Source organism: Hyphomicrobium sp., assembly GCF_009026145.1.
GTDB lineage: Bacteria > Pseudomonadota > Alphaproteobacteria > Rhizobiales > Hyphomicrobiaceae > Hyphomicrobium_A.
This window is the reverse complement of sequence record NZ_WBUE01000001.1, coordinates 238,449-262,581: the sequence shown is the minus strand read 5'-3', so window position 1 is coordinate 262,581 and position 24,133 is coordinate 238,449. Positions and strand designations below refer to the sequence as shown.

The 24,133-nt window shown below is 64.1% G+C and carries 24 protein-coding genes; 14 read left to right on the top strand and 10 right to left on the bottom strand.

Annotated elements, in window-relative coordinates; genetic code table 11:
* Positions 1–57 precede the first annotated feature (57 nt).
* On the top strand, positions 58–294 hold the full coding sequence (locus F9K20_RS01365; RefSeq protein ID WP_290997023.1) for a hypothetical protein: 237 nt from the start codon (positions 58–60) through the stop codon (positions 292–294).
* Here F9K20_RS01365 and leuC read toward each other — a convergent pair.
* Both leuC and F9K20_RS01355 read right to left on the bottom strand, forming a co-directional pair.
* The gene (gene leuC / locus F9K20_RS01360; protein ID WP_290997022.1) at positions 291–1,697 is read right to left on the bottom strand and encodes a 3-isopropylmalate dehydratase large subunit; all 1,407 of its coding nucleotides are present in this window, start codon (positions 1,695–1,697) and stop codon (positions 291–293) included. The two genes, F9K20_RS01365 and leuC, sit on opposite strands and share 4 nt — an antisense overlap.
* Positions 1,698–1,908: 211 nt before the next feature.
* The gene (locus F9K20_RS01355) at positions 1,909–2,799 is read right to left on the bottom strand and encodes a LysR family transcriptional regulator (RefSeq protein ID WP_290997021.1); all 891 of its coding nucleotides are present in this window, start codon (positions 2,797–2,799) and stop codon (positions 1,909–1,911) included.
* A 208-nt stretch (positions 2,800–3,007) separates the two neighbouring features.
* On the opposite strand from F9K20_RS01355, the gene F9K20_RS01350 reads away from it, so the two are divergent.
* Positions 3,008–3,874, top strand: coding sequence for a hypothetical protein (locus F9K20_RS01350; protein ID WP_290997020.1), 867 nt, complete (start codon positions 3,008–3,010; stop codon positions 3,872–3,874).
* Between the two features lie 24 nt (positions 3,875–3,898).
* On the opposite strand, the gene trxB is transcribed toward F9K20_RS01350, so the two are convergent.
* On the bottom strand, positions 3,899–4,870 hold the full coding sequence (trxB, locus tag F9K20_RS01345; protein ID WP_290997019.1) for a thioredoxin-disulfide reductase: 972 nt from the start codon (positions 4,868–4,870) through the stop codon (positions 3,899–3,901).
* A 226-nt stretch (positions 4,871–5,096) separates the two neighbouring features.
* Between trxB and F9K20_RS01340 the strand changes: the two genes are divergently transcribed.
* Together F9K20_RS01340 and F9K20_RS01335 are read left to right on the top strand one after the other, a co-directional pair.
* Positions 5,097–6,194 carry a hypothetical protein gene (locus tag F9K20_RS01340; RefSeq protein ID WP_290997018.1) on the top strand — a complete coding sequence of 366 codons (1,098 nt, stop codon included), beginning with the start codon at positions 5,097–5,099 and terminating at the stop codon, positions 6,192–6,194.
* Between the two features lie 25 nt (positions 6,195–6,219).
* Complete coding sequence (locus F9K20_RS01335; protein WP_290997017.1) at positions 6,220–7,551, top strand: MFS transporter; 1,332 nt, start codon at positions 6,220–6,222, stop codon at positions 7,549–7,551.
* Between the two features lie 20 nt (positions 7,552–7,571).
* Here F9K20_RS01335 and F9K20_RS01330 read toward each other — a convergent pair whose 3' ends face one another.
* Both F9K20_RS01330 and F9K20_RS01325 read right to left on the bottom strand, forming a co-directional pair.
* Positions 7,572–8,483: a hypothetical protein gene (locus tag F9K20_RS01330; protein WP_290997016.1), complete on the bottom strand. Its 912-nt coding sequence runs from the start codon at positions 8,481–8,483 to the stop codon at positions 7,572–7,574.
* A gap of 25 nt (positions 8,484–8,508) precedes the next feature.
* A complete protein-coding gene (locus F9K20_RS01325) occupies positions 8,509–9,345 on the bottom strand; it encodes an N-acetylmuramoyl-L-alanine amidase (protein WP_290997015.1) in 837 nt (278 codons plus the stop codon).
* A gap of 374 nt (positions 9,346–9,719) precedes the next feature.
* Between F9K20_RS01325 and typA the strand changes: the two genes are divergently transcribed.
* From typA to F9K20_RS01275, 10 genes are all read left to right on the top strand, one after another.
* Positions 9,720–11,543, top strand: coding sequence for a translational GTPase TypA (gene typA, locus F9K20_RS01320; RefSeq protein WP_290997014.1), 1,824 nt, complete (start codon positions 9,720–9,722; stop codon positions 11,541–11,543).
* An 84-nt stretch (positions 11,544–11,627) separates the two neighbouring features.
* Entirely contained in the window at positions 11,628–11,885 is a 258-nt protein-coding gene (locus F9K20_RS01315; RefSeq protein WP_290997013.1) for a PepSY domain-containing protein, read from the top strand.
* A gap of 124 nt (positions 11,886–12,009) precedes the next feature.
* On the top strand, positions 12,010–13,371 hold the full coding sequence (locus F9K20_RS01310) for an ATP-dependent RecD-like DNA helicase (RefSeq protein WP_290997012.1): 1,362 nt from the start codon (positions 12,010–12,012) through the stop codon (positions 13,369–13,371).
* Between the two features lie 212 nt (positions 13,372–13,583).
* On the top strand, positions 13,584–14,039 hold the full coding sequence (locus tag F9K20_RS01305; protein ID WP_290997011.1) for a phasin family protein: 456 nt from the start codon (positions 13,584–13,586) through the stop codon (positions 14,037–14,039).
* 156 nt (positions 14,040–14,195) lie between these two features.
* Positions 14,196–14,705: a GNAT family N-acetyltransferase gene (locus F9K20_RS01300; RefSeq protein ID WP_290997010.1), complete on the top strand. Its 510-nt coding sequence runs from the start codon at positions 14,196–14,198 to the stop codon at positions 14,703–14,705.
* 218 nt (positions 14,706–14,923) lie between these two features.
* Complete coding sequence (gene dapB, locus F9K20_RS01295) at positions 14,924–15,718, top strand: 4-hydroxy-tetrahydrodipicolinate reductase (RefSeq protein ID WP_290997009.1); 795 nt, start codon at positions 14,924–14,926, stop codon at positions 15,716–15,718.
* Between the two features lie 2 nt (positions 15,719–15,720).
* Positions 15,721–16,410: a 2,3-bisphosphoglycerate-dependent phosphoglycerate mutase gene (locus tag F9K20_RS01290; RefSeq protein ID WP_290997008.1), complete on the top strand. Its 690-nt coding sequence runs from the start codon at positions 15,721–15,723 to the stop codon at positions 16,408–16,410.
* Positions 16,411–16,422: 12 nt separating this feature from the next.
* Positions 16,423–17,019 carry a DUF4337 domain-containing protein gene (locus F9K20_RS01285; RefSeq protein WP_290997007.1) on the top strand — a complete coding sequence of 199 codons (597 nt, stop codon included), beginning with the start codon at positions 16,423–16,425 and terminating at the stop codon, positions 17,017–17,019.
* Between the two features lie 87 nt (positions 17,020–17,106).
* Positions 17,107–18,219: a 3-isopropylmalate dehydrogenase gene (gene leuB / locus F9K20_RS01280; protein WP_290997006.1), complete on the top strand. Its 1,113-nt coding sequence runs from the start codon at positions 17,107–17,109 to the stop codon at positions 18,217–18,219.
* A gap of 125 nt (positions 18,220–18,344) precedes the next feature.
* Entirely contained in the window at positions 18,345–19,373 is a 1,029-nt protein-coding gene (locus tag F9K20_RS01275) for an aspartate-semialdehyde dehydrogenase (protein WP_290997005.1), read from the top strand.
* A 38-nt stretch (positions 19,374–19,411) separates the two neighbouring features.
* Here F9K20_RS01275 and F9K20_RS01270 read toward each other — a convergent pair whose 3' ends face one another.
* The 5 genes from F9K20_RS01270 to mtaB form a co-directional block, all read right to left on the bottom strand.
* Positions 19,412–19,837: a MarR family winged helix-turn-helix transcriptional regulator gene (locus tag F9K20_RS01270; RefSeq protein ID WP_290997004.1), complete on the bottom strand. Its 426-nt coding sequence runs from the start codon at positions 19,835–19,837 to the stop codon at positions 19,412–19,414.
* 294 nt (positions 19,838–20,131) lie between these two features.
* On the bottom strand, positions 20,132–20,722 hold the full coding sequence (locus F9K20_RS01265; protein WP_290997003.1) for a septation protein A: 591 nt from the start codon (positions 20,720–20,722) through the stop codon (positions 20,132–20,134).
* A gap of 45 nt (positions 20,723–20,767) precedes the next feature.
* Positions 20,768–21,523, bottom strand: a complete 756-nt coding sequence (locus F9K20_RS01260) for a septation protein IspZ (protein ID WP_290997002.1) — start codon at positions 21,521–21,523, stop codon at positions 20,768–20,770.
* A gap of 72 nt (positions 21,524–21,595) precedes the next feature.
* Positions 21,596–22,624, bottom strand: a complete 1,029-nt coding sequence (gene ftsY, locus F9K20_RS01255; protein ID WP_290997001.1) for a signal recognition particle-docking protein FtsY — start codon at positions 22,622–22,624, stop codon at positions 21,596–21,598.
* Positions 22,621–23,877 carry a tRNA (N(6)-L-threonylcarbamoyladenosine(37)-C(2))-methylthiotransferase MtaB gene (gene mtaB, locus F9K20_RS01250; RefSeq protein ID WP_290997000.1) on the bottom strand — a complete coding sequence of 419 codons (1,257 nt, stop codon included), beginning with the start codon at positions 23,875–23,877 and terminating at the stop codon, positions 22,621–22,623. Before mtaB ends, ftsY begins: the two co-directional genes overlap by 4 nt.
* Between the last annotated feature and the right edge of the window lie 256 nt (positions 23,878–24,133).

The following is a 24,133-nucleotide window of genomic DNA, read 5'->3' as shown; positions in this document are numbered from 1 at the left end:
TTTCTTATGGAAGGCCCCTCCCTAGATAGCTCTCCGCACCAAGCTGGGAGGACAACGATGGCATCGAAAGCAGCCTGCAAGAGCCGCACTGCGACCAGCGCTCGCGCCCGCAGACTCCGGGGTTTGGGCGATGTGTTCGCCTTCATCGAGCGGGCGGGCGAGGTGGCGCGCCAACGGCGCGCGCTGCTGCGGCTCGACGATGCGGCGCTGAAAGACTTCGCGGCCTCGCGCGCCGATGCCTGGCACGAAGGCGGCAGGCCCTGGTGGGATCTGCCCGACGCCAGCCCGCGCTAGGCGCTCCAGCTGCGGATGTCGACGAAGTGGCCCTCGATGGCCGCCGCCGCCGCCATGATCGGCGACAGCAAGTGCGTGCGCCCGAGCCGGCCCTGGCGGCCCTCGAAGTTGCGGTTCGAGGTCGACGCGCAGCGCTGCTGCGGCTTCAGCTGGTCTGGGTTCATGCCGAGGCACATCGAGCAGCCCGGCTCGCGCCATTCGAAGCCCGCATCCTTGAAGATCTTGTCGAGGCCTTCGCCTTCCGCCTGCGCTTTGACGAGACCGGAGCCGGGCACAATCATCGCGTAGGCGAGGCGGCTGGAGATCTTCTTGCCGTCGACGATCTTGGCGACGGCGCGCAAGTCCTCGATGCGGCCGTTGGTGCACGAGCCGATCCACACCACGTCGAGCGGGATGTCGGTCATCTTAGTGCCGGGCGTCAGGCCCATGTACTCGAGCGCACGCTGCATGGAGGCGCGCTTGTTCTCGTTCTCGACCTTGGCCGGGTCGGGGACGACGCCGGAGATGGAAACCACGTCCTCGGGGCTCGTGCCCCAGGTGACGATGGGCGGCAGCTTGGCCGCATCGAGCTTGATCTCCGAATCAAAGAAAGCGCCGTCGTCGGAGCGCAGCGTCTCCCAGTAGCGCATGGCGATGTCCCACGCGCCGCCCTTCGGCGCCTTCGGCCGGCCCTTGATGAAGTCGTAGGTCTTCTGATCGGGCGCGATCATGCCGGCGCGCGCGCCGCCTTCGATCGACATATTGCAGATGGTCATGCGCCCTTCCATCGATAGCGCGCGGATCGCTTCGCCCGCATACTCGATGACGTGGCCGGTGCCGCCGGCGGTGCCGATCTCGCCGATGATGGCGAGGATGATGTCCTTGGCGGTGACGCCGGCGGGCAGCTGCCCGTCGACACTGACGCGCATGTTCTTGGCCTTACGCTGGATGAGGGTTTGCGTGGCCAGCACGTGCTCGACCTCGGAGGTGCCGATGCCGTGCGCCAAGGCCCCGAAGGCGCCGTGGGTCGAAGTGTGGCTGTCGCCGCAGACGATTGTCGTGCCGGGCAGCGTGAAGCCCTGCTCGGGGCCGACGACGTGCACGATGCCCTGCCGCTTGTCGAGCTCGTTGTAATACTCGACGCCGAAGTCGCGCGCGTTGGCAGCCAGCGTCTCGACCTGAATGCGGCTATCTTCGTCGTCGATGCCCTTGGTGCGGTCCGAGGTCGGCACGTTGTGATCGACGACGGCGAGCGTCTTCTCCGGCGCGCGCACCTTGCGGCCTGACATGCGCAGACCCTCGAAGGCCTGTGGGCTCGTCACCTCGTGCACGAGATGGCGGTCGATGTAGAGAAGGCATGTGCCATCCGCCTGGCTTTCGACCACGTGATCGTCGAAGATCTTGTCGTAGAGTGTCTTAGCCATGCCGTGTCTCGTGTCTCGATAGAGGCTGATGGAGCAGCCAGCGCCGCACAAAAAACCACCCCTCCCGCCCCGGGCGACCCCGGGCGCGAGGGTGGAGATGGTGCTTCTTAGCCGCCGATGCTCAAGAAACTGCCCGTTAGATAGCGTCTCGTCCCGCCGCCTGCAAATCCTGGGTTACCGAGGCGAGACGCGGGCGTATGACCCCGGCTTCTTAGAACTTCCACTGCCGCGCCTGGGCGACGAGAAAATCGCGCAGCACCTGCACCTTTTTCGAGGACTTGAGCTCCTCAGGGTAGACGAACAGGATTGGCAGGGTTGGAGGGGCAATGTCGGTCAGCACCGGCACCAGGTCGGCCTCGTTGTCGGTCATGTAGTCGGGGATCATGCCGATGCCGATGCCGGCGCGGATAGCATAGCGCAGCGCCACGACGCTGTTGGCGCGGAACGCCGGCTCGCGCGGCCCCTTGCCATCGCGTCCGGCGGTCTCGATCCAGGTGATGGCCGAGAGGTGCTGCGCCGGCTGGCCGCTGTAGGACACGATGCTGTGTCCCTCGAGCTCTTCCAGTGTCTTCGGCGCACCGAAGCGGCGCACGTACTGCGTCGAGGCGAAGGCGCGCACGCGGCTGGTAAACAGCATGCGGCGGATGAGGTCCGACTGGGGCGGCTCACGCGTCCAGATGGCGACGTCGGCGGCGCGCATCCCGATGTCGACCTGGTCGTCGTTGAGGTTCAGCTCGATGCGAATCTCCGGATAGAGATCCTGGAATTCGCGCAGGCGCTGCGTGAGCCAGATCGTGCCGAAGCCGACCGGGGCCGTAATGCGCAATTCACCCGAGGGCTTCGAGGTCGTGTCGGACAACAGCGTTTCGGCCGTGTGCAGCCTGTTGATCACATCCGAGGTCGTGCGGTGCAGGAGCTCACCCTGCTCGGTGAGGACGAGACCGCGCGCGTGGCGATGGAACAGCGTGACTTTGAGATCGCGCTCGAGCGCCGACACTTGACGGCTCACGGCCGACTGACTCATGTGCAGCGCGTCACCCGCGTGCGTGAAGCTCCCCGCTTCAGCCGCCGCATGAAAGATCCTGAGCTTGTCCCAGTCCATGGATCGCTTCCTGCACTATCGCGCACAGCGTCGCTGCTCCGGCAGGGCCCAAACGCAAGCATTCGGATGGCTATACGCGATGACTGTACCGGTCTTGTTGCGCTGCAACTTAAACCAGCCCCCGATGCCTGAACAGGGCGACCTGCCGGCGCAGTCCCATATAAGCCGGTGCAACCCAAGCCACAGAATCTCTTCAGGGAGGCCCAAGATGAAGTTTGCAGGTATCGCAGTGGCCCTGATCGTCACAGGGGTGGCGGTCGACGCCGCGTGCGCGGCGCCGGCCGTGCTGTGGGAGACCGCCGGCTTGAAGACCCCTGAGTCGGCGCTGCCGGTGCCGGAGGAAGGCTTCGCGTACGTGAGCAATGTCGCAGGCAAGCCGACCGACAAGGACGGCAACGGCTTCATCTCCAAGGTGTCGCTGGCCGACGGCAAGGTCATCGCGCTCGAATGGGCAAGGGGCCTCGACGCGCCGAAGGGCATGGCGCTGGCGGCCGGCAAGCTGTACGCCTCCGATATCGACCGGCTGGTCGAGATCGACACCAAGACCGGCAAGACGATTGCCAGCTACGAGGCGCCCGGCGCCACGTTCCTCAACGACGTGGCCGCTGACCAGCAGGGCAACGTCTACGTCTCCGATTCGAACACCAGCGCGATCTGGCGCCTGGCCGGCGGCAAGCTCGAGAAATGGCTCGAGGACCCGGCACTCAAATTTCCGAATGGCCTGCACGTTGCGGGAGACAGACTGATCATCGCTGCTTGGGGCCCTCCCGGCACGTCAGCCCAATCGGCTTCGCCCTCCAACCTCGTGGAGGTCACGATGGCCGACAAGACGATCCGCGATCTCGGCGATGGCAAGCCGGTGGGAAACCTCGACGGCATCGAGCCCGAGGGCGACTCGTTTCTCGTTAGCGACTGGGTAGCCGGAGCGCTCTATCGAATCGACCGCAAGGGCAAGGCGACGAAGCTGCTCGATCTCGATCGGGGGACTGCCGACATCGGCTACGTGCCGGATCAGAACCTACTGCTGATGCCGATGATGATGAGCGACAAGCTCGTCGCCTACAGAATGCAGTAGCGCGCTCGGCCCCAGGGCCGCAGATCACTCCGCGGCCTCGGTCTCGGCCTCGATCTCCAGCGTCGCGAAATAGCGCTCGGCCTCGAGCGCCGCCATGCAGCCCATGGCCGCCGCCGTCACCGCTTGGCGGTAAACCTCGTCCTTGACGTCGCCCGCCGCGTAAACTCCGGGGATCGACGTCGCGGTAGAATCCGGGCGCGTGACCAGGTAGCCCGACTTCGTCATCTCGAGCTGGTCCTTGAACAGCTCCGTCGCCGGTGCATGGCCGATGGCAATGAACACGCCGTCGGCCGCCCGCTCGGTGACGGCGCCGGTTTGCGTATCCTTCAGCCTGACGCCGGTAACCGACGTCGGATCATTGGTGCCGACGATTTCCTCCAGCGTGTGATCCCAGATCACCTCTATTTTCGGGTTCTTGAACAGGCGATCCTGCAGGATCTTCTCGGCGCGGAAGTGGTCGCGCCGATGCACGACGGTGACGCGCTTGGCGAAGTTGGTCAGGAAGATCGCCTCCTCGACGGCGGTGTTGCCGCCGCCGATGACCACGACCTCCTTGCCCTTGTAGAAGAAGCCGTCGCAGGTGGCGCACGCCGATACACCGTGGCCCTTGAACTTCTCCTCGGATGGAATGCCGAGCCAGCGCGCCTGCGCGCCGGTGCAGATGATCAGCACGTCGCAGGTATAGCTGTCGCCGGATTCGCCCTTGAGCTTGAAGGGGCGCGTCTGCAGATCGACCTTGGCGATCTGATCCATGACGATCTCGGTGCCGACATGCTCCGCCTGGGCGCGCATCTGCTCCATGAGCCAGGGACCTTGGATCACGTCGGCGAAGCCCGGGTAGTTCTCGACATCGGTGGTGATGGTGAGCTGACCGCCCGGCTGCGAGCCTTCGATCAGCAGCGGCTTCAGCATGGCCCGCGCGGCATAGATGGCCGCCGTGTAGCCGGCTGGTCCCGAACCGAGGATCAGCACCTTTGCGTGCCTGGCAGTGGCCATAAATACCCTCCTGCCCGGCCCGCGCCTCTCGCGTCCGGGGGCCATAAGATTGGGCTGCAGTTAGACCTCTACAAGGGTCAAGGTCAATGCGGCCGCGCCAGCAGGCTGGGGGCGGTCAGGTCGCCGCCGCCGGCGCGTTAAAGCTGACCCAGCGTTCCATACGTTGTCCGGCTCGGCCATGTTACGTTAGCCTCGCGCTGGGGAGCCAAGGGACAGGGTGCACGTCATGTCGACGGTACAAGAAAAAGTCACCACGACGCTGTTCGGGGCGTTGGATCGCGCCTGGACGAGCGTCTGCTGGCCGCTCATCGGTCTGCTCAACTTGATCTTCCGGCCCGACCCGCAAACCGGTGGCGTGAGCTTCTGGAAGGTGGCGCTGTGGCTCGGCGTCAATGCCGCCGTCCTCTACGCGGCGGCGACCGGTCTCGAAACCAAGCACCTGTTCTGGTGGCTGGTGGCATTCCTCCTCGTCCACATCCTCATCATCGCCTCCAGCTTGCGCATCATGTACGAGGAGAAGCGGGTGATGGAGGGCTCGCTGGCGGCCGAAAAGATGACGTTCTCGGCGCTGGATGTGGTCAACAACGTGCCGATCCTCGCCTCCTCGACCGCTTTCTACATTCTCGGACTAGCGGCGCTCATCCAGACGATCGAGAATACTGGCCTAGCGCAGATCCTACGCCAGCGTCCGACGCTGACCAGCGAGTACAGCGAGTACCTCGCCTGCGTCCTCAACGAGATCCCAATCGTCACCACCGTGGTCAGTGCCTGGGCCAATCTCGTCAACCTGTCCGATAACTTGAGCGCGCAGATCGTCTACAACGGCTGGACCGGCAACTCGGTGCGTCTGATCATCGTCGTCACGCTGTCGATCATCGTCGTGCGCGCGCTGCTATTGCGCTTGCAGCAATACACGCATCAGATCTCCATGGCGCACGCCCTGGAGAACGGCACGGTCAGCCCGGACAGCGTGAAGAAGCGCCTGGTGCGCGTACCCACCACCTTGAACAGTCGCCTGATGCGGTCGGCGCTGACCCACCCCGACACGGCGGTTCGCCGGCGCGCGCTCGCCGCCATGGCGCGCCTCGAGGTTCCGAACTTCGCGCGCGAGTTCCTGGAGAAGCTGGGCCAGCACATCGAGCGCGACCTCGGGCTGGCGCACATCCGCGAAACCTTGGCGGCAATGAATGCCTCGGCGCGCGAGAGCATGGCGGGCGAGCTCAGCACGGTGATCGAGAAGCAGATGCTGTCGATCAAGGATGCCATCGACATGCAAACGAAGCTGCGCCTCGAGGAGCTGCGTGCGATGCTGACGCGCGCATAAGGTCGCAAGCGGAGAGACCGGCAACATGAATGAGCGGGCGGCGGGCATTTCCTCGGATGCGCCGCCCGAGGTGAGCCTCGCCGACACGGCGCGCCGCCTGAAAGCAATCTTCGTCGGCTCGGCCGGCAATCTCGTCGAATGGTACGACTTCTACGCCTACTCGGCGTTCGCGCTCTATTTTGCCAAGTCGTTCTTTCCCGCCGAGAGCCAGACGGCGCAGCTCCTCAGCGCGGCGGGCATCTTCGCCGTTGGCTTTCTGATGCGTCCCTTCGGCGGGTGGCTGTTCGGGCACATGGCCGACCGCCACGGCCGCCGCCTGGCGCTCACCGTGTCGGTGCTGATGATGTGTCTCGGCTCACTGATCATCGCCGTGACGCCGACCTACGCGACGATCGGGTTGGCGGCGCCGTTCGTGTTGCTGTTCGCGCGCCTGGTGCAGGGCCTGAGTCTGGGCGGCGAGTACGGGACCAGCGCCACGTACCTGTCCGAGGTGGCGCACCCTGAGCATCGCGGCTTCTATTCGAGCTTCCAGTACGTGACGCTGATCGGGGGGCAGCTGCTCGCCATGCTGGTGCTGCTCTTTCTGCAGAAGCTGCTGCTGACGCCGGAGCAACTGGACGATTGGGGCTGGCGCATTCCGTTCTTCATCGGGGCGGGGCTCGCCATCGTCATCTACTACATGCGCCGCGACATGCACGAGAGCGACGCGTTCATCGCGGCGCGTGCGCTAGGCGTGCGGGAAAGCCCGTTGAGGGGATTGCTGCGCCACCCGCGCGAGGTGGCGATCGTCGTCGGCCTGACGCTCGGCGGCACCGTGGCCTTCTATACCTACACGACGTACATGCAGAAATTCCTCGTCAACTCCGCGGGACTGTCGAAAGATACCTCCACCGTCATCGCCGCGAGCACGCTGTTCCTCTACATGTGCCTGCAGCCCGTGGTCGGCGCCATATCGGATGTCGTCGGACGGCGTCTGGTCTTGCTTACCTTCGGCGTGCTCGGCACATTGCTGACGGTGCCCATTCTGACGGCGCTGCAGGATGCCACCGATGCATGGACCGCATTTCTCCTGATCATGGGGGCGCTCGTCATCGTCAGTGGCTACACGGCGATCAACGCGGTGGTGAAGGCCGAGCTGTTTCCCACCGGCGTGCGCGCCATGGGGGTCGGATTTCCGTACGCGATCACCGTGGCACTGTTCGGCGGTACCGCGGAGTATGTCGCGCTCTACCTCAAGCAGATCGGTTACGAGAGCGTCTTCTATTGGTACGTCACCGGCTGCATATTGGTGTCGCTGACCGTCTACGCGCTGATGCGCGATACGCGCGATGCCTCTGCCATGCACCGCCACGTGTAAAGAATGCGTGGCGTGTCCCGCTATGCGGATGCAAATGGGCGGCTTCCGAGCTGCGCCGCCCGTAGCGTGTCGATCATGGCCGGAGACATTGCCGGAGCCGTCGCTTCGTCACCGCCGGCGTGCCACCAATTGAGTCCGACGATCTTCGACCAGTCCGCGAACTGGGAGGTAAAACGTGCGACTTTCGCCTCGAGGATCGAGGTCTGCGGTGCTCCCTCGCCCCAGTAGGCTTGGCCGGTGATTACCAGCGGTCGCGTGAAGTTATCGGCTCTCCAAGAATCGATCACGAGGCGCACGAAGGAGGTGGGATCGTCGCGAGGATAGTCGGCCTCCTTGAACCCTGTCGTATTGTAGTGCACGGCCTTGGGATAGCTCATCCAGTAGGCCTGAGGCGCAAACATCGCCACGCGATCGGCCACCCTCCGCATGAGCGCCAGCGAGGGGTATTGCGGTTCGTTTTGAATCTTGAGTACAGGCCAGGTCGAGATTCCCAGGTTATCGATTCCGAACTTCGCCACCAGGCCGTCGATGAACTCGCTGAATTCGGTGTCGCCCCACTTCGACCGCGTGCCGCCCAAGCGTCGCCCCGGCTCGATATCGGCAATAAAGGCGGTTATCCCGTGCCGGTCGCATTCCGTCTTTGCGAGCGCGAGCTCCGCTTTCGTGTCGGCGCCGTGGCAATAGCCCCAGCCGGCGACGTGAATGCCGGCATTGCGCAGCGCCCTGGTGAGGGTCGCAGTGTCGGCCGCAGGCATCGACCCCTCGAGGCCGAAAAGGCGAACCCAGGCGTGGGACATGTCCATATCGCGCAGCGCCTGGGCAAAGCGGTCGGCCGGGCCAGGGTTTCCCGGCGCCGGATATTCCTTGTATTTGCGCATGATCTCGTTTGGTTGATAGCAAAACGTGCCATGGCCTTTAAAGGCGTCGTTCATTGGCATCTCGGGAATCCGTGAGCGATTACCCGGAGGGCATCGCCGCCAGCAGCTTCGCGCGAAGGTCCTTCATGAACATCGAAAGACTGCCGCCGGGGTCCTGCTTGCGCCCGAGCGTCTTGTCGCCCGGCTGGCCCTGAGGGGCGTTGGTCGCAATCTCGTCGTGACCGAATACGTGCTCCAGCTTGAAGACCAGCGGATTGTTCGTCTTCAACCAGATGAGCAGGTCGAACAGAGCCTTCTCCTGCGCCGCATTGAATTGATGGTAGTGCCCGGCTTTCTGAATATTCTCGGTCTTGTCTCTGTAGCGCACCTCGGCCTCGGTGAACGTTTCGCTCCAGCCCGGGTGGTATCTGTCGTCAGCGACTTTCTTCACGATTCCGGCGCAACACACCTCGATGCCGACTAGCTTGTTGTCGAGGGCAAAACCCAGATCGGGATGATAGGTCTTGCCGCAATGAATGCCCCAGCTGTCGAGTAGGAAAGGCTGATAGACCTTGCCGGTGCTCGAGATGCAGAAATAGCAGTGGCCGTTGGGAATTCCGGTGCCCGTGATCGTATTCTCGGCATCGATGTCGCCTTTCTTCGAGCGACCTTCGGTCGAATGGACGACGGCGCCGACAGGGTACCCGTTCGCGTAGTGGCCCTTCACGCGCATCGAGAATCTTCGGTCGGCCGTCGGGTACACGAGCTGAACGCTTCCCGCGTATCTGGCCATCGGTCGTGGCCCCGCCGACGGGACTTCGATGGTGGGAATGCCCTTCGCCGTAAAGCGGGGGTCATCGGCCAGCGGAATTTCGGGATAAAGATCGAGCTCTTCGTGGTGCGCAATGACCTCTTCGGCCGCGGACGGCGTCGTCATGATGAATGTCCCTAAAAAAGAAATGCAAGAATGCTGGCTAAGTATGGCCTCGGCCCTGAAGGGAAGCAACTGGCCGCGGATGCCGACCCGCTGCGCGACGCCTGCAACGAGTCGGCCAGCGCTGGCATGTCTAGTGGCGCGAGTTTCAACTGGGCCCGCGTCGCAGGGGATCGAGCCCGCGGCCGCAACCAGTGTTTGCCGATGGCTGAAATCTCGGAGACGAGCCCCGGAATGCCGACCGGAGAGGCGCCCGCGCCTGCCGCGCTCCACGTGGGCCGGCTTGCCTGCTTTCCCGCATGATCGGCCGGGGCCCCTATCAGTTTTCAAGCCGATGTGCTAGGTCCGCGCATCTTTTGCAGCGCACAAAGCCCCTGATGAAGCTTAGAAACATCGCCATTATCGCCCACGTCGACCACGGCAAGACGACGCTCGTCGACGAGCTTTTGAAGCAGTCCGGCTCGTTCCGCGAGGGCCAGCGCGTGGCCGAGCGCGCCATGGATTCAAACGACCTGGAGCGCGAGCGCGGCATCACCATCCTCGCCAAGTGCACGTCGGTGGTCTGGAAGGACACGCGCATCAACATCGTCGACACGCCTGGCCACGCCGACTTCGGCGGCGAGGTCGAGCGCATCCTCAATATGGTCGACGGCGTGGTCGTGCTCGTCGATGCGTCCGAGGGCCCGTTGCCGCAGACGAAGTTCGTCGTCTCCAAGGCGCTAAAGCGCGGCCTCCGCCCGATCGTTGCCATCAACAAGATCGACCGTCCCGACGAGCGACACCTCGATGTCTTGAACGAGGTGTTCGACCTCTTCGCCAATCTCGACGCCACCGACGAGCAGCTCGACTTTCCAGTGCTCTACGGTTCGGGCCGCAACGGCTGGATGGCGCTCGACCCGGCCGGACCGCAGGAAAGCCTGGCGCCGATGTTCGACCTCGTGCTGTCGCACGTGCCGCCGCCCAAGGTCGAGGACGGTCCGCTGCGCATGCTGGCGACGACACTGGAGGCCGATCCCTTCCTTGGCCGCATCCTCACCGGCCGCATTACCTCCGGCGTGCTCAAGGCAGGCCAGCCGCTCAAGGCGCTCAATCGCGACGGCAAGCTGATCGAGAATTTCCGCGTGCAGAAGGTGCTCGCCTTCCGCGGCCTGGAGCGTGTGCCCGTCGATCAGGCCGAGGCCGGCGAGATCGTCGCCGTCGCCGGCATGAGCGAGGCAACCGTCGCCGATACGCTATGCGATCCTTCGGTCGAGGACCCGCTTCCCGCGCAGCCGGTCGATCCGCCGACGCTGTCGATGACGTTCCGCATCAATGACGGGCCGTTCGCCGGGCAGGAGGGTGACAAGGTGCAGAGCCGCGTCATTCTCGACCGCCTGATGAAGGAGGCTGAGCGCAATATCGCGATCAAGGTCACCATCTCCGATGACAAGGACGCCTTCGACGTTGCCGGCCGAGGCGAATTGCAGCTCGGCATCCTCATCGAGAACATGCGCCGCGAGGGGTTCGAGCTGACCGTGTCGCGCCCCAAGGTCGTCTACAAGACCGACGAGAGCGGTGCCAGGCTCGAGCCGATCGAGGAGGTCATCATCGACGTCGACGAGGGTTTCACCGGTGTCGTCGTGCAGAAGCTTTCGGAGCGCAAGGGCGAGCTGCTCGAGATGCGTCCTTCGGGCGGCGGACGCCAGCGCATGGTGTTCCACGTGCCGACGCGCGGCCTGCTCGGCTACCAGAGCGAGCTGCTCTCTGACACGCGCGGTACCGCGGTCATGAACAAGCTGTTCCACAGCTACGCGCCCTTCAAGGGCGAGATCGCCGCGCGCCGCACCGGTGTGCTGGTCTCCAACTCGGCGGGCGAGGCGGCGGCGTATGCGATCTTCAATCTGCAGGATCGCGGCCCGTTCATGATTGGCGCGCAAACGCGCGTCTATGAGGGCATGATCGTCGGCGAGCACACGCGCGACAACGATCTCGAAGTCAATGTTGTGAAAGGCAAAAAGCTCACCAACGTCCGCGCCTCGGGCAAGGACGAAAACGTGTTGTTGACACCGCCGATGAAGCTGACGCTCGAGAAGGCGATGAGCTATATTACCGATGATGAGCTGGTCGAGGTGACGCCTGAGTCGATCCGCCTGCGCAAGCGCTGGCTGGACCCGAACGAGCGCAAGAAGATGGAGCGCGCGCGCGACCGCGAGGTCGCGTAGGGTTAATTTCTCTTTGTGCGCCGCAAAATGTGCGTGTTATAGCGTTGCGTGTAAGCGTGGTACTCAACGAAGGAGGAGTTCCAAATGAAAAAGCTCGCATGCATCGCACTCGCAATGACGCTCTGCGGTGGCGCAGCGTTTGCTGATACCAAGCCTGCCGAAGATGAGGCAGGAAAGATCAAGCAAACGCTGTCCGACTGGGGCTGCGAGGGCGGCACCTTCGAGAAGGAGACCGAAGCTTCCGGCATGTTCGAGGCCGACGACGTCAAGTGCAAGGACGGCAATCAGTACGACGTCAAGCTCGACGGCAGCTTCAAGATCATCTCCATAACTCGCGACTAATAACGCGAACCGCGCGGCATTCGAAAAAAAGAACAAAACGCCGGCCGATGCCACATCGGCCGGCGTAAGTGTTTCAGGCTCGGCGTCCGGCCTGCTATTGAGGGTCCAAGCGCAGCGAGGCGACGTGGCGAGCGGCAAATTTCCTCAATTAACGGACGTCTCGCCCATTACCTGGCCGGCGGGCGTAACGCCGCCGCCGGAATTCATGCGGGCGGTAGATTTTGCCCGCCGCGATGACGGCCACCTCTTCGTCACCGGGCGCGCCGGCACCGGAAAATCGACGCTGCTGCGGACGTTGCGCGACCACATCGTCGATGAGGCCGTGGTGCTGGCGCCGACCGGTCTGGCGGCCGTCAATGTCGGCGGGCAGACGATCCATTCGTTCTTCGGATTTCCCCCGCGCCTCATCCGCAGCGACGACATCCGGCGCAGCCGCAACGGACGGCTGATGCGCAAGTTGAAGCTGATCATCATCGACGAGGTGTCGATGGTGCGCTCCGATCTCATGTGGGCGATCGATCAATCGCTGCGCATCAACCGCGGCCGCCCGCGCGAAGCATTCGGCGGGGTGCGGCTCATGCTGTTCGGCGATCTGCACCAATTGCCGCCGGTCATCCAGGGGGATGTCGCCGAGCACCTCGACAGCGAGTTCGGCGGCCCCTTCTTCTTTCAGGTGCCTTCGCTCGGCGAAGGGGCCGGAGTGTCGCTGCTCGAGCTCGACCAGGTGTTCCGGCAGAGCGACGAGACCTTCCTGCACGTCCTCAATCGCATTCGCGACGGCGAGGCAACGGAAGAGGATCTACAGGTGTTGAACGAGCGGACGCATCCCATCCGCACGCTCGGCGAGGGGGATCCGTTCGTCATCCTAACGCCGACCAATGCCGCCGCGCAGCGCATCAACATGGCCTATCTCGATGCGCTCCCCACGGCGGAGCGAACTTACGAGGCAGGCATCACCGGCGAATATTCCGATGCCGCCCATCCTACCGATGCGACGCTGCTCTTGAAGCAGGGCGCCAAAGTGATCCTGTTGCGCAATGATCCGGATCGGCGCTGGGTCAACGGTACGATTGCCCGCATCGCGCGTCTGGAAGAGAAGCGCGTGTGGATCGAGCTCGACGGCAAGACGCACGAGATCGAGCCAGTCTCCTGGGAGGCGCGGCGCTACGCATACGATCAGGCCGCCGAGAAGATCGTCGAGAACGTAACTGGCACCTTCCGTCAGTTTCCGCTGCGCCTCGCATGGGCACTGACCATCCACAAGTCGCAAGGGCTCACCCTCGACAAGGTCTATATCGACCTCGGGCGTGGCACTTTCGCGCATGGGCAGGCCTACGTCGCCCTGTCCCGCTGCCGATCGCTTGACGGCCTGGCCCTCGCCCGGCCGCTGCGCCCGTCCGACATTCTCTTCGACCGATCAGCCACGGGCTACCGCGACAAGTTTGCTCGCCTTTCGTTGCCGGAGATCAAAGCGGCGAAACTCTGAACGGCCGTAAGTGTTGGGACGGTTGCAAAGTCTTCAGAATAATATGCTCCGATGACTGCCGTTGGTGCAGCGCAACAGAACTATTGTTGCATTGCACAAAAATTGGTGTATAATAGCTCTCGGTAATGCTCTTCGGAGCCAATGCAACTTGCCACCCGGTTCATGAGCCGCCTGCCCCCTCGGGGCGGCCGCAAGCGATTATGGAGAGAAGAATGAACGACCAATTCACCCGCCAGGCGCAAGACATTCTCGCCGCCGCCAAGGAGGCGCGAATCCCCGAGAACGTGAAGGCTTTCGCCGAGGAGAGCGTGGCCAAGACCCGCGACGCCTACACCAAGATCAACGCCGCCACGCAGGACAGCGTGAAGGCAGTCGAGGAGATCGTGCTCGCCGCCCAGGCCGGTGCGAAATCCTTCGGCGAGAAGTTCCTGCACGCAGCGACCGTCAATGCCGAGGCTGCTTTCGACGCCGCCGAGGCGATGGCGCGCGCCAAGACGCTTCCCGAGGTCGCCCGCCTGCAGGCGGACTACTTCAAGCAGCAGCTGGCGACGGCCAGCTCGCAGACGAAGGAGTTCTTCGAGCTGTCGAGCAAGATCAGCCGTCAGACGCTCGAGAGCATGAACTCAGCGGCCAGCAAGACCTTCGAGCAGCTGAAGAAGGTCGGCTGACTTCCCGTGCGGGAAGGCGCCATGGGCTGACACGGATCGGGGCCGCGGAGCGTATCCGCGGCCCCTGCGCGTTTTGTCGGCCCTACTTTCAGCAAAACTCTTACGCAGGATGAGACGCATGCTGTAAACTGGCAGCCCAAACACAAAAAGACTGCGATGCTGGGTGAAAGTTCACATTGCGAGATCCGTCGCGGCTTGCCTGCCGACGCGACGGCTCTGAGTGAAGTATTCCGCGCCAGCTGGAGTAATGCGTATCTCGGCATCATCCCGCATCTGCACCTCGACAGCATGATCCGCCGGCGCACGCCGGATTGGTGGGGCACGACGATAAGGTCGGGAGGCGAGTTGCTCGTCTTACAGGTTTCCGACATCGTTGCCGGCTACGCGACAATGGGCGCCGCGCGCACGCGGGGCACCTACGAGGGCGAAATCTATGAGCTCTACGTATCGCCCACCTACCAGGGCATCGGCTTCGGCGAGCGGCTTTTCGAGGCCTGCCGCTACCACCTCGATGGGCGACAGCTGTGCGGCCTCATCGTTTGGGCGTTGGCCGACAATGCGACGGCGTCGGACTTTTATTGGCGCCGCGGCGGTCGCCCTGTCGGCATGGCGTTCGAGCGTTTCGGGCGCACCAAGTTGAAGAAGATCGCCTTCGCGTGGGATTGACCCGCCTGCCGGTGAGACAACCCACCGCTTGACGCCAAGAATTCCTCCTTCAAGAAGCTTGCATGCAGATGCCATCTGAAACCGCTTTCTCGCCTGCTCGGGAGCAGCTGCTTCGCGGCGGTGCAGCAGAGGCTCACGTGTCGGCATAGCCTTCCCTCATCACCCGGTGTGTTGCTATATCGCGGCGCACTTCCTTCGATCGAATTCGAGGTTCCCGGATGAAAGTCGCCGTTATGGGCGTTGCGGGGCGCATGGGCCAGGAGCTTGTGCGCGCGGCGCACGCGGCCGGCTGCAGCATAGTGGGGGGCGTGGAGCGGGAGGGCTCACCGGCGATCGGCTCTGATGTCGGTGTCGTCGCCGGTCTGACACCGCTCGGCGTTTCGGTCACCTCCGATGCGCTCGATGCCATCTCCCGCTGCGACGGTATCCTCGATTTCACCTCGCCCAAGGCCACGGTCGAGTTCGCCGCCCTCGCGGCTAATGCGCGCGCGGTGCATGTCATTGGCACCACGGGACTAACGCCTGGGGATGAGGCTCAGATTGCCGCAGCGGCGCGCCATGCACCCATCGTCAAGGCGGGCAACATGAGTCTCGGGGTAAACCTGCTGATGGCGCTCACCCGCCGCGTTGCGGAGGCGCTGGACGAGGATTTCGACATCGAGATCGTGGAGATGCACCATCGCGACAAGGTCGATGCACCGTCGGGCACGGCGCTGATGCTCGGCGCCGCTGCCGCCGAAGGCCGCGGGCTCGATCTTCGACAGCACTCGGTCAGGGCGCGCGACGGCGTGACCGGACCGCGCCGCCGCGGCGACATCGGATTTGCCAGCCTGCGCGGCGGCAGCGTCGTCGGCGAGCACAGGGTGATCTTCGCCGGTCCCGGGGAGCGCGTCGAGCTTGCACACGTTGCAGGGGACAGGTCGGTGTTTGCGCGGGGGGCGGTAAAGGCGCTGCTTTGGGGCCACGGCAGGGCGCCGGGGCTATACTCAATGTCTGATGTGCTGGGGCTGTGATCGTGGAAGTCCGTCCCGTAATCCCGAACGATCAGCGCACGCACACGCTCGTGCTCGTACGGCACGGCGAGAGCGAATGGAACCGCCGCAACCTGTTCACAGGCTGGTGCGATCCGGACCTCACCGAGAAAGGACTCATCGAGGCGCTCGTCGCCGCCCGCATGCTGCGCTCGCAGGGTCTGAAATTCGACGTTGCCTACAGCAGCGGGCTGAAACGTGCGCAGCGAACGCTCGACATCATCCTGTCGGAGATCGGGCAGACCAAGATACCGGTCCACCTCGATGAGGCGCTCAATGAGCGCCACTACGGCGACCTGTGCGGGCTCAACAAGGATGAGGCGCGCGACCGCTGGGGCGAGGAGCAGGTCAGGATCTGGCGCCGCAGCTACGATATTCCGCCTCCCGGCGGCGAGAGCCTCAAGGACACCGAGGAGCGGGTCATGCCCTACTACCGCTCGCGCATTTGGCCCGATCTTCAGTCTGGCAAGACGGTCCTCATCGTGGCGCACGGCAACTCGCTGCGTGCCCTCATCATGAACCTCGAGAATTTGACCGGCGAGGAGATCCTCAATCGCGAGCTGGCGACCGGAGCGCCCATCGTCTACCGGCTCGGGCCCGACGGCGTGCCGGTCGGCCGCAGCGATCTGCTGCCGTCGCGCAGCATCGACGCGCCCCCTGAAGACAACGTTTGAGGCGGCCGTTCGATGGCTTTCAAGGATCTCGCCGAAGCGATTGAGGACACCGGTAAGAAGCACCGCGACCGGATGATCGCCGTCTACATAGGCGTGCTGGCCGTGTTGCTCGCCATTTCCGGCGTGGGCGGTGGCAATGCGACCAAGGACGCCACCGCGCGCAATATCGAAGCCTCCAACACCTGGGCCTTCTTTCAGGCAAAGAACATCCGCCGGCACCAGCTGCGGCTGCAAATCGCCGAGTTCGAGGCGCTGCTGGCCAGCCAGCCGGCACTGCCCGAAGCCGCCCGCGCCATGATCGAGGAGAACATCGCCAAGTATCGCAAGGACGAGGTGCGCCTCGGCTCGGAGCCCGACACCGGCGAAGGGCTGAAGGAGCTGCTGGTCAAAGGCAAGGTGCTCGAGGAGCAGCGCAACCGCGCCATGCTCGAGGACCCCTTCTTCGACTATGGCCAGGCGCTGCTGCAGATCGCCATCGTGCTGGCTTCGGTGGCCATCATCACTGGGGGGACGAGCCTGTTGGTGCTGAGCGGCGCGCTGGCCGCTCTGGGTGCGGCCGCAACCCTCAACGGCTACTTGCTGTTCTGGGTGCCGCCGCTGGGCGGCTGAGCCTGCCCTCCTCTTGCCGCGGCGAGGCCAAGCGGCTAGCACTACCGCGCTTTTTCCACCCACCTCTGGCTCCAGGCCCAACACCGCATGACCACCTATAACCTGCTCCTGCTTCCCGGCGATGGCATCGGCGTCGAGACCATTGCCGAGGTCGAGCGCATCGTCGACTTCTTCAACAAGGCGGGAGCCGCGAAGTTCGCTACCCAGACCGACCTCGTCGGCGGGGCGGCCTATGACAAACACGGCGTGGCGATCACCGACGCTGCCATGGACAAGGCGCAGAAGGCCGATGCCGTGATCTTCGGCGCTGTCGGCGGCCCCAAGTGGGACGGCGTGCCATATGCGGTGCGTCCCGAGGCGGGCCTGTTGCGCCTGCGCAAGGATCTGGGCCTGTTCGCCAACTTGCGTCCGGCCATCTGCTACCCGGCCCTCGCCGATGCCTCCTCGCTGAAGCGCGAGCTGGTCGAGGGGCTCGACATCATGATCGTGCGCGAGCTGACGGGCGGGGTGTATTTCGGCGAGCCGAAAGAGATCGTCACCCTGGAGAACGGCGAAAAGCGCGCCGTCGACACGCAGGTCTATACGACCTCCGAGATCGAGCGCATCGCCAAGGTCGCCTTCGACCTTGCCCGCAAGCGCGGCAACAAGGTGCATTCGGCCGAGAAGCGCAACGTCATGCGCACCGGCGTATTGTGGAACGAGGTCGTGACGGCGACGCACAAGGCGTACGCGCCGGACGTGAAGCTCGAGCATATCCTCGCCGACAACTGCGCCATGCAGCTGGTGCGCAACCCCAAGCAGTTCGACGTCATCGTCACCGACAATCTGTTCGGCGACGTGCTGTCGGACGAGGCGGCCATGGCGACCGGCTCGCTCGGCATGCTGCCGTCGGCCTCCCTTGGCGCACCCGACGCCAAGACCGGCAAGCGCAAGGCCCTCTACGAGCCGGTGCACGGCTCGGCGCCCGATATCGCCGGCAAGGGCCTCGCCAACCCCATCGCCACCATCGCCTCCTTCGGCATGGCGCTGCGTTACTCCTTCGACATGGGCAAGGAAGCGGATCTGCTCGACGAGGCGATCGCCGGGGTGCTGGCCGCGGGCCTGCGCACGGGCGACATCATGCAGCCTGGCATGCACAAGGTCGGCACCGCCGAGATGGGCGGAGCGATCCTCAAGGAGCTGAAGAAGCTCGCGGCCTGAGCGGCGTTTGGGTCGACGGAATCGGGCCGTCGCCTGCGGCACCCCTTGCGCGGCGCGGCGAGCTTGCGTAAGTGAGCCCGCAGACGCGGCATATGCCGCTGCCACTTGGGAAATCGGGTCTGACGATGGGTTACAAGGTCGCCGTGGTCGGCGCCACGGGCAACGTGGGCCGTGAAATGCTGAACGTGCTCGCCGAGCGCGAGTTTCCGGTGGACGAAGCGTTCGCCATCGCCTCGCGCCGCTCGCTCGGCACCGAGGTGTCGTTCGGCGATCGCACGCTGAAGTGCCAAGACCTCGAGCAGTTCGACTTCGGCAAGGCGGACTTCTGCCTCATGTCCGCCGGCTCGGCCGTCGCCAAGGAGTGGGCGCCGCGCATCGGCGCCAAGGGCTGCATCGTCATCGACAATTCGTCGTGCTGGCGCTACGACCGCGACGTGCCGCTCATCGTGCCCGAGGTGAACGCCGATGCGGTCGCCGGCTACACCAAGAAGAACATCATCGCCAATCCGAACTGCTCCACCGCGCAGCTCGTCGTCGTGCTGAAGCCGTTGCACGACGCGGCGAAGATCAAGCGCGTCGTCGTCTCCACCTATCAGTCCGTCTCCGGCGCCGGCAAGGAGGCGATGGACGAGCTGTGGCAGCAGACAAAGAGCAAGTACGTCCCCGGCGAGGAGGTGGAGCCGAAGAAGTTCCCCAAGCAGATCGCCTTCAACTGCATTCCTCACATCGACGTCTTCATGGAGGACGGCTACACGAAAGAGGAATGGAAGATGATGGCCGAGACCAAGAAGATTCTCGATCCCCACATCAAGCTGACGGCGACGTGCGTGCGCGTGCCGGTGTTCGTCGGCCATTCCGAAGCGGTGACGATCGAGTTCGAGAAGCCGATCAGTCCGGAGGAGGCGCGCGCCATCCTGCGTGAGGCGCCGGGCGTCGTGGTCGTCGACAAGCGCGAGCCGGGCGGCTACGTCACGCCCGTCGAGGCGGTGGGCGAATTCGCCACCTACGTCTCGCGCATCCGCGAGGATGCAACGGTCGAGAACGGGCTGGCGCTGTGGGTCGTCTCCGACAATCTTTTGAAGGGCGCGGCGCTCAACACGGTGCAGATCGCCGAGACGATCATCAACCGCAATCTCATGCCCAACGCCGCCTGACGAAGGCGGCGTAGCCAGCAGGCATGGAGCGTTGATGCTTAGTCAGCGTCGCCGGCGCCGTCGGCCTGCATCTTGCCCAGCGCCTTCACGATCTGATTGAGGTCCTGCAGGAAGCGTTCGCGCTGTGCGCCGGGGAGCACCCCGAGAATCTTGTCGTCGACGCGCTTGGCTAGAGGGTCGGTTGCCTTGAGGACCTTCCAGCCTTCCTCGGTCAGCTTCACCGAATAGGCGCGTGCGTCCTCTTTGGTGCGGCGTCGCTGCAGCAGCCCCTTCTTCAGCATGCGCCGGACGATGTCGGCGAGCGTCGAGCGGTCGACCCCGGTCTTCTCGACCAGCAGCGTCTGACTGACGCCCTCGTTCTGCGAAACGGCAACGAGCACCGCGTACTGCCGCGGCGTCAGATCGCCCGCACCCATTTCGCCCTGGAAGATGTCGCTGGCGCACTGACCGGCTCGATGCAGCAAGTGAATCGGAGATCGCTCCAGTCTTCCCCCGGCCATTTCGCGTGCCCTGTGACGTGTCATGATTGTCTTGGCCAAATGGCGGCATGCTCCGAAACGTCGCCTCAAACAACGTTTGGACCCCCACGCCCCACCTTTGCCTGTGTGGAATAGGTTGCGGTTCGGTTTGGAGAAAATACCAGATTTGTACGTTCGTCCAGAGCAAAAGAACGTATGTTGAGAATAAGCCGCAAGATTATCGGGGACATTGCTTTGACGGCAGAAGATCAGGACAAAGACATTCTGCCGCCGCGAGCATTAGTCTGCAGAGATTTCGTGCGCCTTTAGCAGCCCGATCTGCGACAACGCGAACACCATGGTCAACGGCATGATGGCAAATACTTTGAAGCTCACCCAGGCGTCGGTGGAGACGGTGCGCCATATGACTTCATTGAGCAGGGCGAGAAAGGTGAAGAAGCAGGCCCAGCGCAACGTGAGCTTGCGCCAGCCGTCATCGGTCAGGCGAAACACCTCTCCGAACACCACCTTCAACAGCGAGTGACCGGCAAGCAGGCCGCCGAACAGCGCCGTCGCAAATAGGGCGTTCACTATCGTCGGTTTGATCTTGATGAAGTGATCGTCCTGCAGCCACAGCGTGAGGCCACCGAACACCACGACGCAGACGCCAGATACGAGCGGCATCACCGGAATGCGACCGAACATCAAGCGCGAGGCGATCAGCGACGCGATCGTTACCAGCATGAAAATGCCGGTCCCCCAGAAAATGCCGGCGCGCGCATTGACGATGAAGAAAACGACAAGCGGCCCCACCTCGACGGCGAGCTTGAGGAGTTGCGATCGCGTTCCCGCTGATGCCTCTTCCGGTTTGGTCGTTGCCTCGTCGGCCATATCCACAACGCTCCCCTAAAGATGTCTGCACGCGGCGCCTGGAGGCTAGCCGAGATTGGCCTCGCGCTCGCTCGTCTCGGCCGCTGCAATGCGCTCCACGGCGTGGGGCGCCTGCCGGCCGAGGTTGGTGACCTCGGCGGCATGCCCGCGCGGCACCGCCTCCATGTCGGCCTCCATCGATACCTTCTCTTCCGGTACGCGATAGCGCTGCATGAGGCGCGTCAAGTACCAGGCGTAGAACGCGGACAGCGGCATGATGAGAGCGATCTTGAAGGCGATCCAGATGCCGACCCCGTCCATCTGCAGGCCGAGGATGTCATAGACGCTCTCGTCCTTGAAGGTGAGCCGCACCGCCTCGTTGGCGAAGGCCGTAAAGACGAAGAACCAGGCGAAGTTCCAGGTGAACTTGTCCCAACCCACCTTGCTGTAGTGGAAGGTCTTCTCGAACACGTACTTGAAGAAGTTGCGGTCGAACCAGAGGCCGCCGAAGAGGAAGGCTGCGAACAGCGCGTTGAAGATGGTGACCTTGATCTGCACCCACATCGGATCGTGGGTGATGATGGTAAGGCCGCCGAACACCATGGTGACGGTCGATGCGATCAACGGGAAGATGGGCAGCCGGTGCAGCACCACGAGCATGGCTACGATGGCTACGACGGTAGATATGATGAGCGCCCACGTGCCGGCGGCGATGCCGTACATGGCGTTGACCACGAACATCAACACCAGCGGCCCGAACTCGCTGAGGATGTTCACGGCCTGCTCGGCGTTGAAAGGCATCAGTCGCTTCAGCGCGCTCATGTAGTGGGGATCATCCTTCTCAGTTAAGACTTTCTTGTTCGCAGCGTATTTAAGTTGCTCGTGCCATCGAAGCTAGCTCCCTGCGATCGCTTGCGCGAACTCGCCCGCGTCGAATGGTTGCAGGTCGTCGATGCTTTCGCCCACGCCGATAGCGTGGACGGGGATTGCGTGCTTGGCCGAGATGGCGACCAGGATGCCGCCGCGCGCCGTGCCATCGAGCTTGGTCATGACCAGGCCGGTGACGCCTGCCCGCTCGCGGAACACCTCGACTTGCGAAAGTGCGTTCTGACCCGTCGTCGCATCGAGCACGAGTAGGACGTCGTGGGGGGCGCTCGGGTCGAGCTTGCGGATGACGCGTACGATCTTCGCCAGCTCCTCCATCAGCCCCTCCTTGTTCTGCAGCCGCCCCGCGGTGTCGACGAGCAGCACGTCGATGCTCTCCTCGCGCGCTCGTGCCAGCGCGTCGTAAACGAGGCCGGCGGCATCCGATCCGACGGCGCCGGCGACGACGCTCGCGCCGGTGCGCTCGCCCCAGATGCCGAGTTGGTCGATGGCTGCGGCGCGGAACGTGTCGGCGGCGGCAAGCATCACCTTCTTGCCTTGCGCACGGAACTGAGCGGCAAGCTTGCCGATGGTCGTCGTCTTGCCGGTGCCGTTGACGCCGACCACGAGGATGACGTGCGGCTTGTGGGTGCCGCCGACAACGAGCGGCTTAGCGACAGGCGCGAGCACGCGCTCCACCTCGCTCTTGAGAACGGAGCGCACGTCCTCGGCACCGATGTCCTTGTCGTAGCGACCCTTGCGCAGGGCGGCGACGATGTTCTCGGCGACGCCGACGCCGAGGTCGGCCTCGATCAGCAGGTCCTCGAGTTCCTCGAGCGTCGCCGCCTCTAGCTTCTTCTTGGTGAAGATGCCGGCGATGCCGTCGGACAGTTTGGCGGACGTCTTGCCGAGGCCTTGTTTGAGGCGGCCGAACCAACCGGTCTTGGCGGGTGCCTGCGCCAACGTGTCGGTGGCAGAATCGGTCTCCGTCGCGGCGGGCTCGCCAGCGCTCTTGCTACCCCACAGTCGGCCCAATGCGCCCTGCGTCTTGCCGCTCACGCCACCACCTCGCCGGAGAGCCGCTGGCCGTCGTGGCCGTTGACACGTGCGCGCACCAGCGCCCCGGCGGCGACCGCGGTAGGCAAGCGCATTTCGGCAAATTGTCGGGTGCGCCCGACGCCATCCTGCTCGATCAGCAACTCCACCTCGGCGCCGGCTTGGTCATCGAGGAAATGCGACAGCGCCATGGCGCCTTTGGCCCGCAAGCGCGCGGCGCGCTCCTTGACGACGTTACGCACCACTTGCGGCATGCGCGCCGCCGGCGTGCCGGTGCGCGGCGAGAACGGGAAGACGTGCAGATAGGTGAGGCCACAGTCGTCGATGACGCTGAGCGAGTTCTCAAACATCGCCTCGGTCTCGGTCGGGAAGCCAGCGATGAGATCGGCGCCGAATACGGTGTCGGGCCGCATGCGGCGCACGTCCTCGCAGAATCTGACCGCGTCGGCGCGACTGTGGCGCCGCTTCATGCGCTTCAGGATCATGTCGTCGCCGGACTGCATGGACAAATGCAAATGCGGCATCAGCCGCTCCTCCTCAGCGATGGCGCGCAGCAGGTGCGTGTTGGCCTCCACTTGATCGATGGACGACAGGCGCAGTCGTTCGAGCTCCGGCACCAGCTTCAGGATCTGGCGCACCAGCGCGCCCAACGTCGAAGTGCTGGGCAGATCGGCGCCGTAGGACGTGATGTCGACGCCGGTAAGCACGACCTCGCGGCATCCGCGCTCGACGAGATGGCGGATCTGCGCCACGACCTCCCCGGCCGGCACGGAGCGCGAGGGGCCGCGCCCGAAGGGAATGATGCAGAAGGTGCAGCGGTGGTCGCAACCATTCTGCACCTGCACGTAGGCGCGCGTGCGCGATCCAAATCCATCGATCAAATGGCCGGCAGTCTCATGTACGCTCATGATGTCGTCGACCTGCACGCGCTCGGAGCCGGACGTCGAGAGGCCGGCGAACGTCTCTGGCTGCATCTTCTCGGCGTTGCCGACGACGTGGTCGACCTCCTCGAGCGCCGCAAAGCGCTCCGGCTCGATCTGCGCCGCGCAGCCGGTGACGATGATGCGCGACGCCGGATGCTCCCGTCGCAGCTTGCGGATGGTTTGCGTCGCCTGCCGCACGGCCTCGGCCGTCACCGCGCAGGTATTGACGACGATCGCGTCGTCGAGGCCGACGTCGATGACGTTCTTGCGGATGACCTCTGACTCATAGGCGTTGAGCCGGCAGCCGAGAGTTATGATGAGAGGATCGGCCATTCTCGCTCAGCAAGCCTCGGAAACGGCGGTTACGCGGGACGATGACGAGCCGATCCGCGCGTGAGAAGCCTGGCGCAAACGGGATATCCGGCCGGTTAATTGCAGGGCGGTCATACTGGACAACTTTGTCGTTCGCTAGACGGGGGCGCGCGCCCTAGTGTCCCGGTTCCAAAGTTCGCCCGAGGTCGCGGCCAGGCTGGGAGCGAACTTTGGAACCATAAGGGACACTAGGATCATAGGCTTGCTAGTGCGATTC

What these genes read in the sequence shown, in the direction of transcription:
- F9K20_RS01365 (WP_290997023.1), top strand. Translation starts at nt 58, where the DNA reads ATGGCATCGAAAGCAGCCTGCAAGAGCCGCACTGCGACCAGCGCTCGC.
- leuC (WP_290997022.1), bottom strand. Translation starts at nt 1,697, where the DNA reads ATGGCTAAGACACTCTACGACAAGATCTTCGACGATCACGTGGTCGAA.
- F9K20_RS01355 (WP_290997021.1), bottom strand. Translation starts at nt 2,799, where the DNA reads ATGGACTGGGACAAGCTCAGGATCTTTCATGCGGCGGCTGAAGCGGGG.
- F9K20_RS01350 (WP_290997020.1), top strand. Translation starts at nt 3,008, where the DNA reads ATGAAGTTTGCAGGTATCGCAGTGGCCCTGATCGTCACAGGGGTGGCG.
- trxB (WP_290997019.1), bottom strand. Translation starts at nt 4,870, where the DNA reads ATGGCCACTGCCAGGCACGCAAAGGTGCTGATCCTCGGTTCGGGACCA.
- F9K20_RS01340 (WP_290997018.1), top strand. Translation starts at nt 5,097, where the DNA reads ATGTCGACGGTACAAGAAAAAGTCACCACGACGCTGTTCGGGGCGTTG.
- F9K20_RS01335 (WP_290997017.1), top strand. Translation starts at nt 6,220, where the DNA reads ATGAATGAGCGGGCGGCGGGCATTTCCTCGGATGCGCCGCCCGAGGTG.
- F9K20_RS01330 (WP_290997016.1), bottom strand. Translation starts at nt 8,483, where the DNA reads ATGAACGACGCCTTTAAAGGCCATGGCACGTTTTGCTATCAACCAAAC.
- F9K20_RS01325 (WP_290997015.1), bottom strand. Translation starts at nt 9,345, where the DNA reads ATGACGACGCCGTCCGCGGCCGAAGAGGTCATTGCGCACCACGAAGAG.
- typA (WP_290997014.1), top strand. Translation starts at nt 9,720, where the DNA reads ATGAAGCTTAGAAACATCGCCATTATCGCCCACGTCGACCACGGCAAG.
- F9K20_RS01315 (WP_290997013.1), top strand. Translation starts at nt 11,628, where the DNA reads ATGAAAAAGCTCGCATGCATCGCACTCGCAATGACGCTCTGCGGTGGC.
- F9K20_RS01305 (WP_290997011.1), top strand. Translation starts at nt 13,584, where the DNA reads ATGAACGACCAATTCACCCGCCAGGCGCAAGACATTCTCGCCGCCGCC.
- F9K20_RS01300 (WP_290997010.1), top strand. Translation starts at nt 14,196, where the DNA reads ATGCTGGGTGAAAGTTCACATTGCGAGATCCGTCGCGGCTTGCCTGCC.
- dapB (WP_290997009.1), top strand. Translation starts at nt 14,924, where the DNA reads ATGAAAGTCGCCGTTATGGGCGTTGCGGGGCGCATGGGCCAGGAGCTT.
- F9K20_RS01285 (WP_290997007.1), top strand. Translation starts at nt 16,423, where the DNA reads ATGGCTTTCAAGGATCTCGCCGAAGCGATTGAGGACACCGGTAAGAAG.
- leuB (WP_290997006.1), top strand. Translation starts at nt 17,107, where the DNA reads ATGACCACCTATAACCTGCTCCTGCTTCCCGGCGATGGCATCGGCGTC.
- F9K20_RS01275 (WP_290997005.1), top strand. Translation starts at nt 18,345, where the DNA reads ATGGGTTACAAGGTCGCCGTGGTCGGCGCCACGGGCAACGTGGGCCGT.
- F9K20_RS01265 (WP_290997003.1), bottom strand. Translation starts at nt 20,722, where the DNA reads ATGGCCGACGAGGCAACGACCAAACCGGAAGAGGCATCAGCGGGAACG.
- F9K20_RS01260 (WP_290997002.1), bottom strand. Translation starts at nt 21,523, where the DNA reads ATGAGCGCGCTGAAGCGACTGATGCCTTTCAACGCCGAGCAGGCCGTG.
- mtaB (WP_290997000.1), bottom strand. Translation starts at nt 23,877, where the DNA reads ATGGCCGATCCTCTCATCATAACTCTCGGCTGCCGGCTCAACGCCTAT.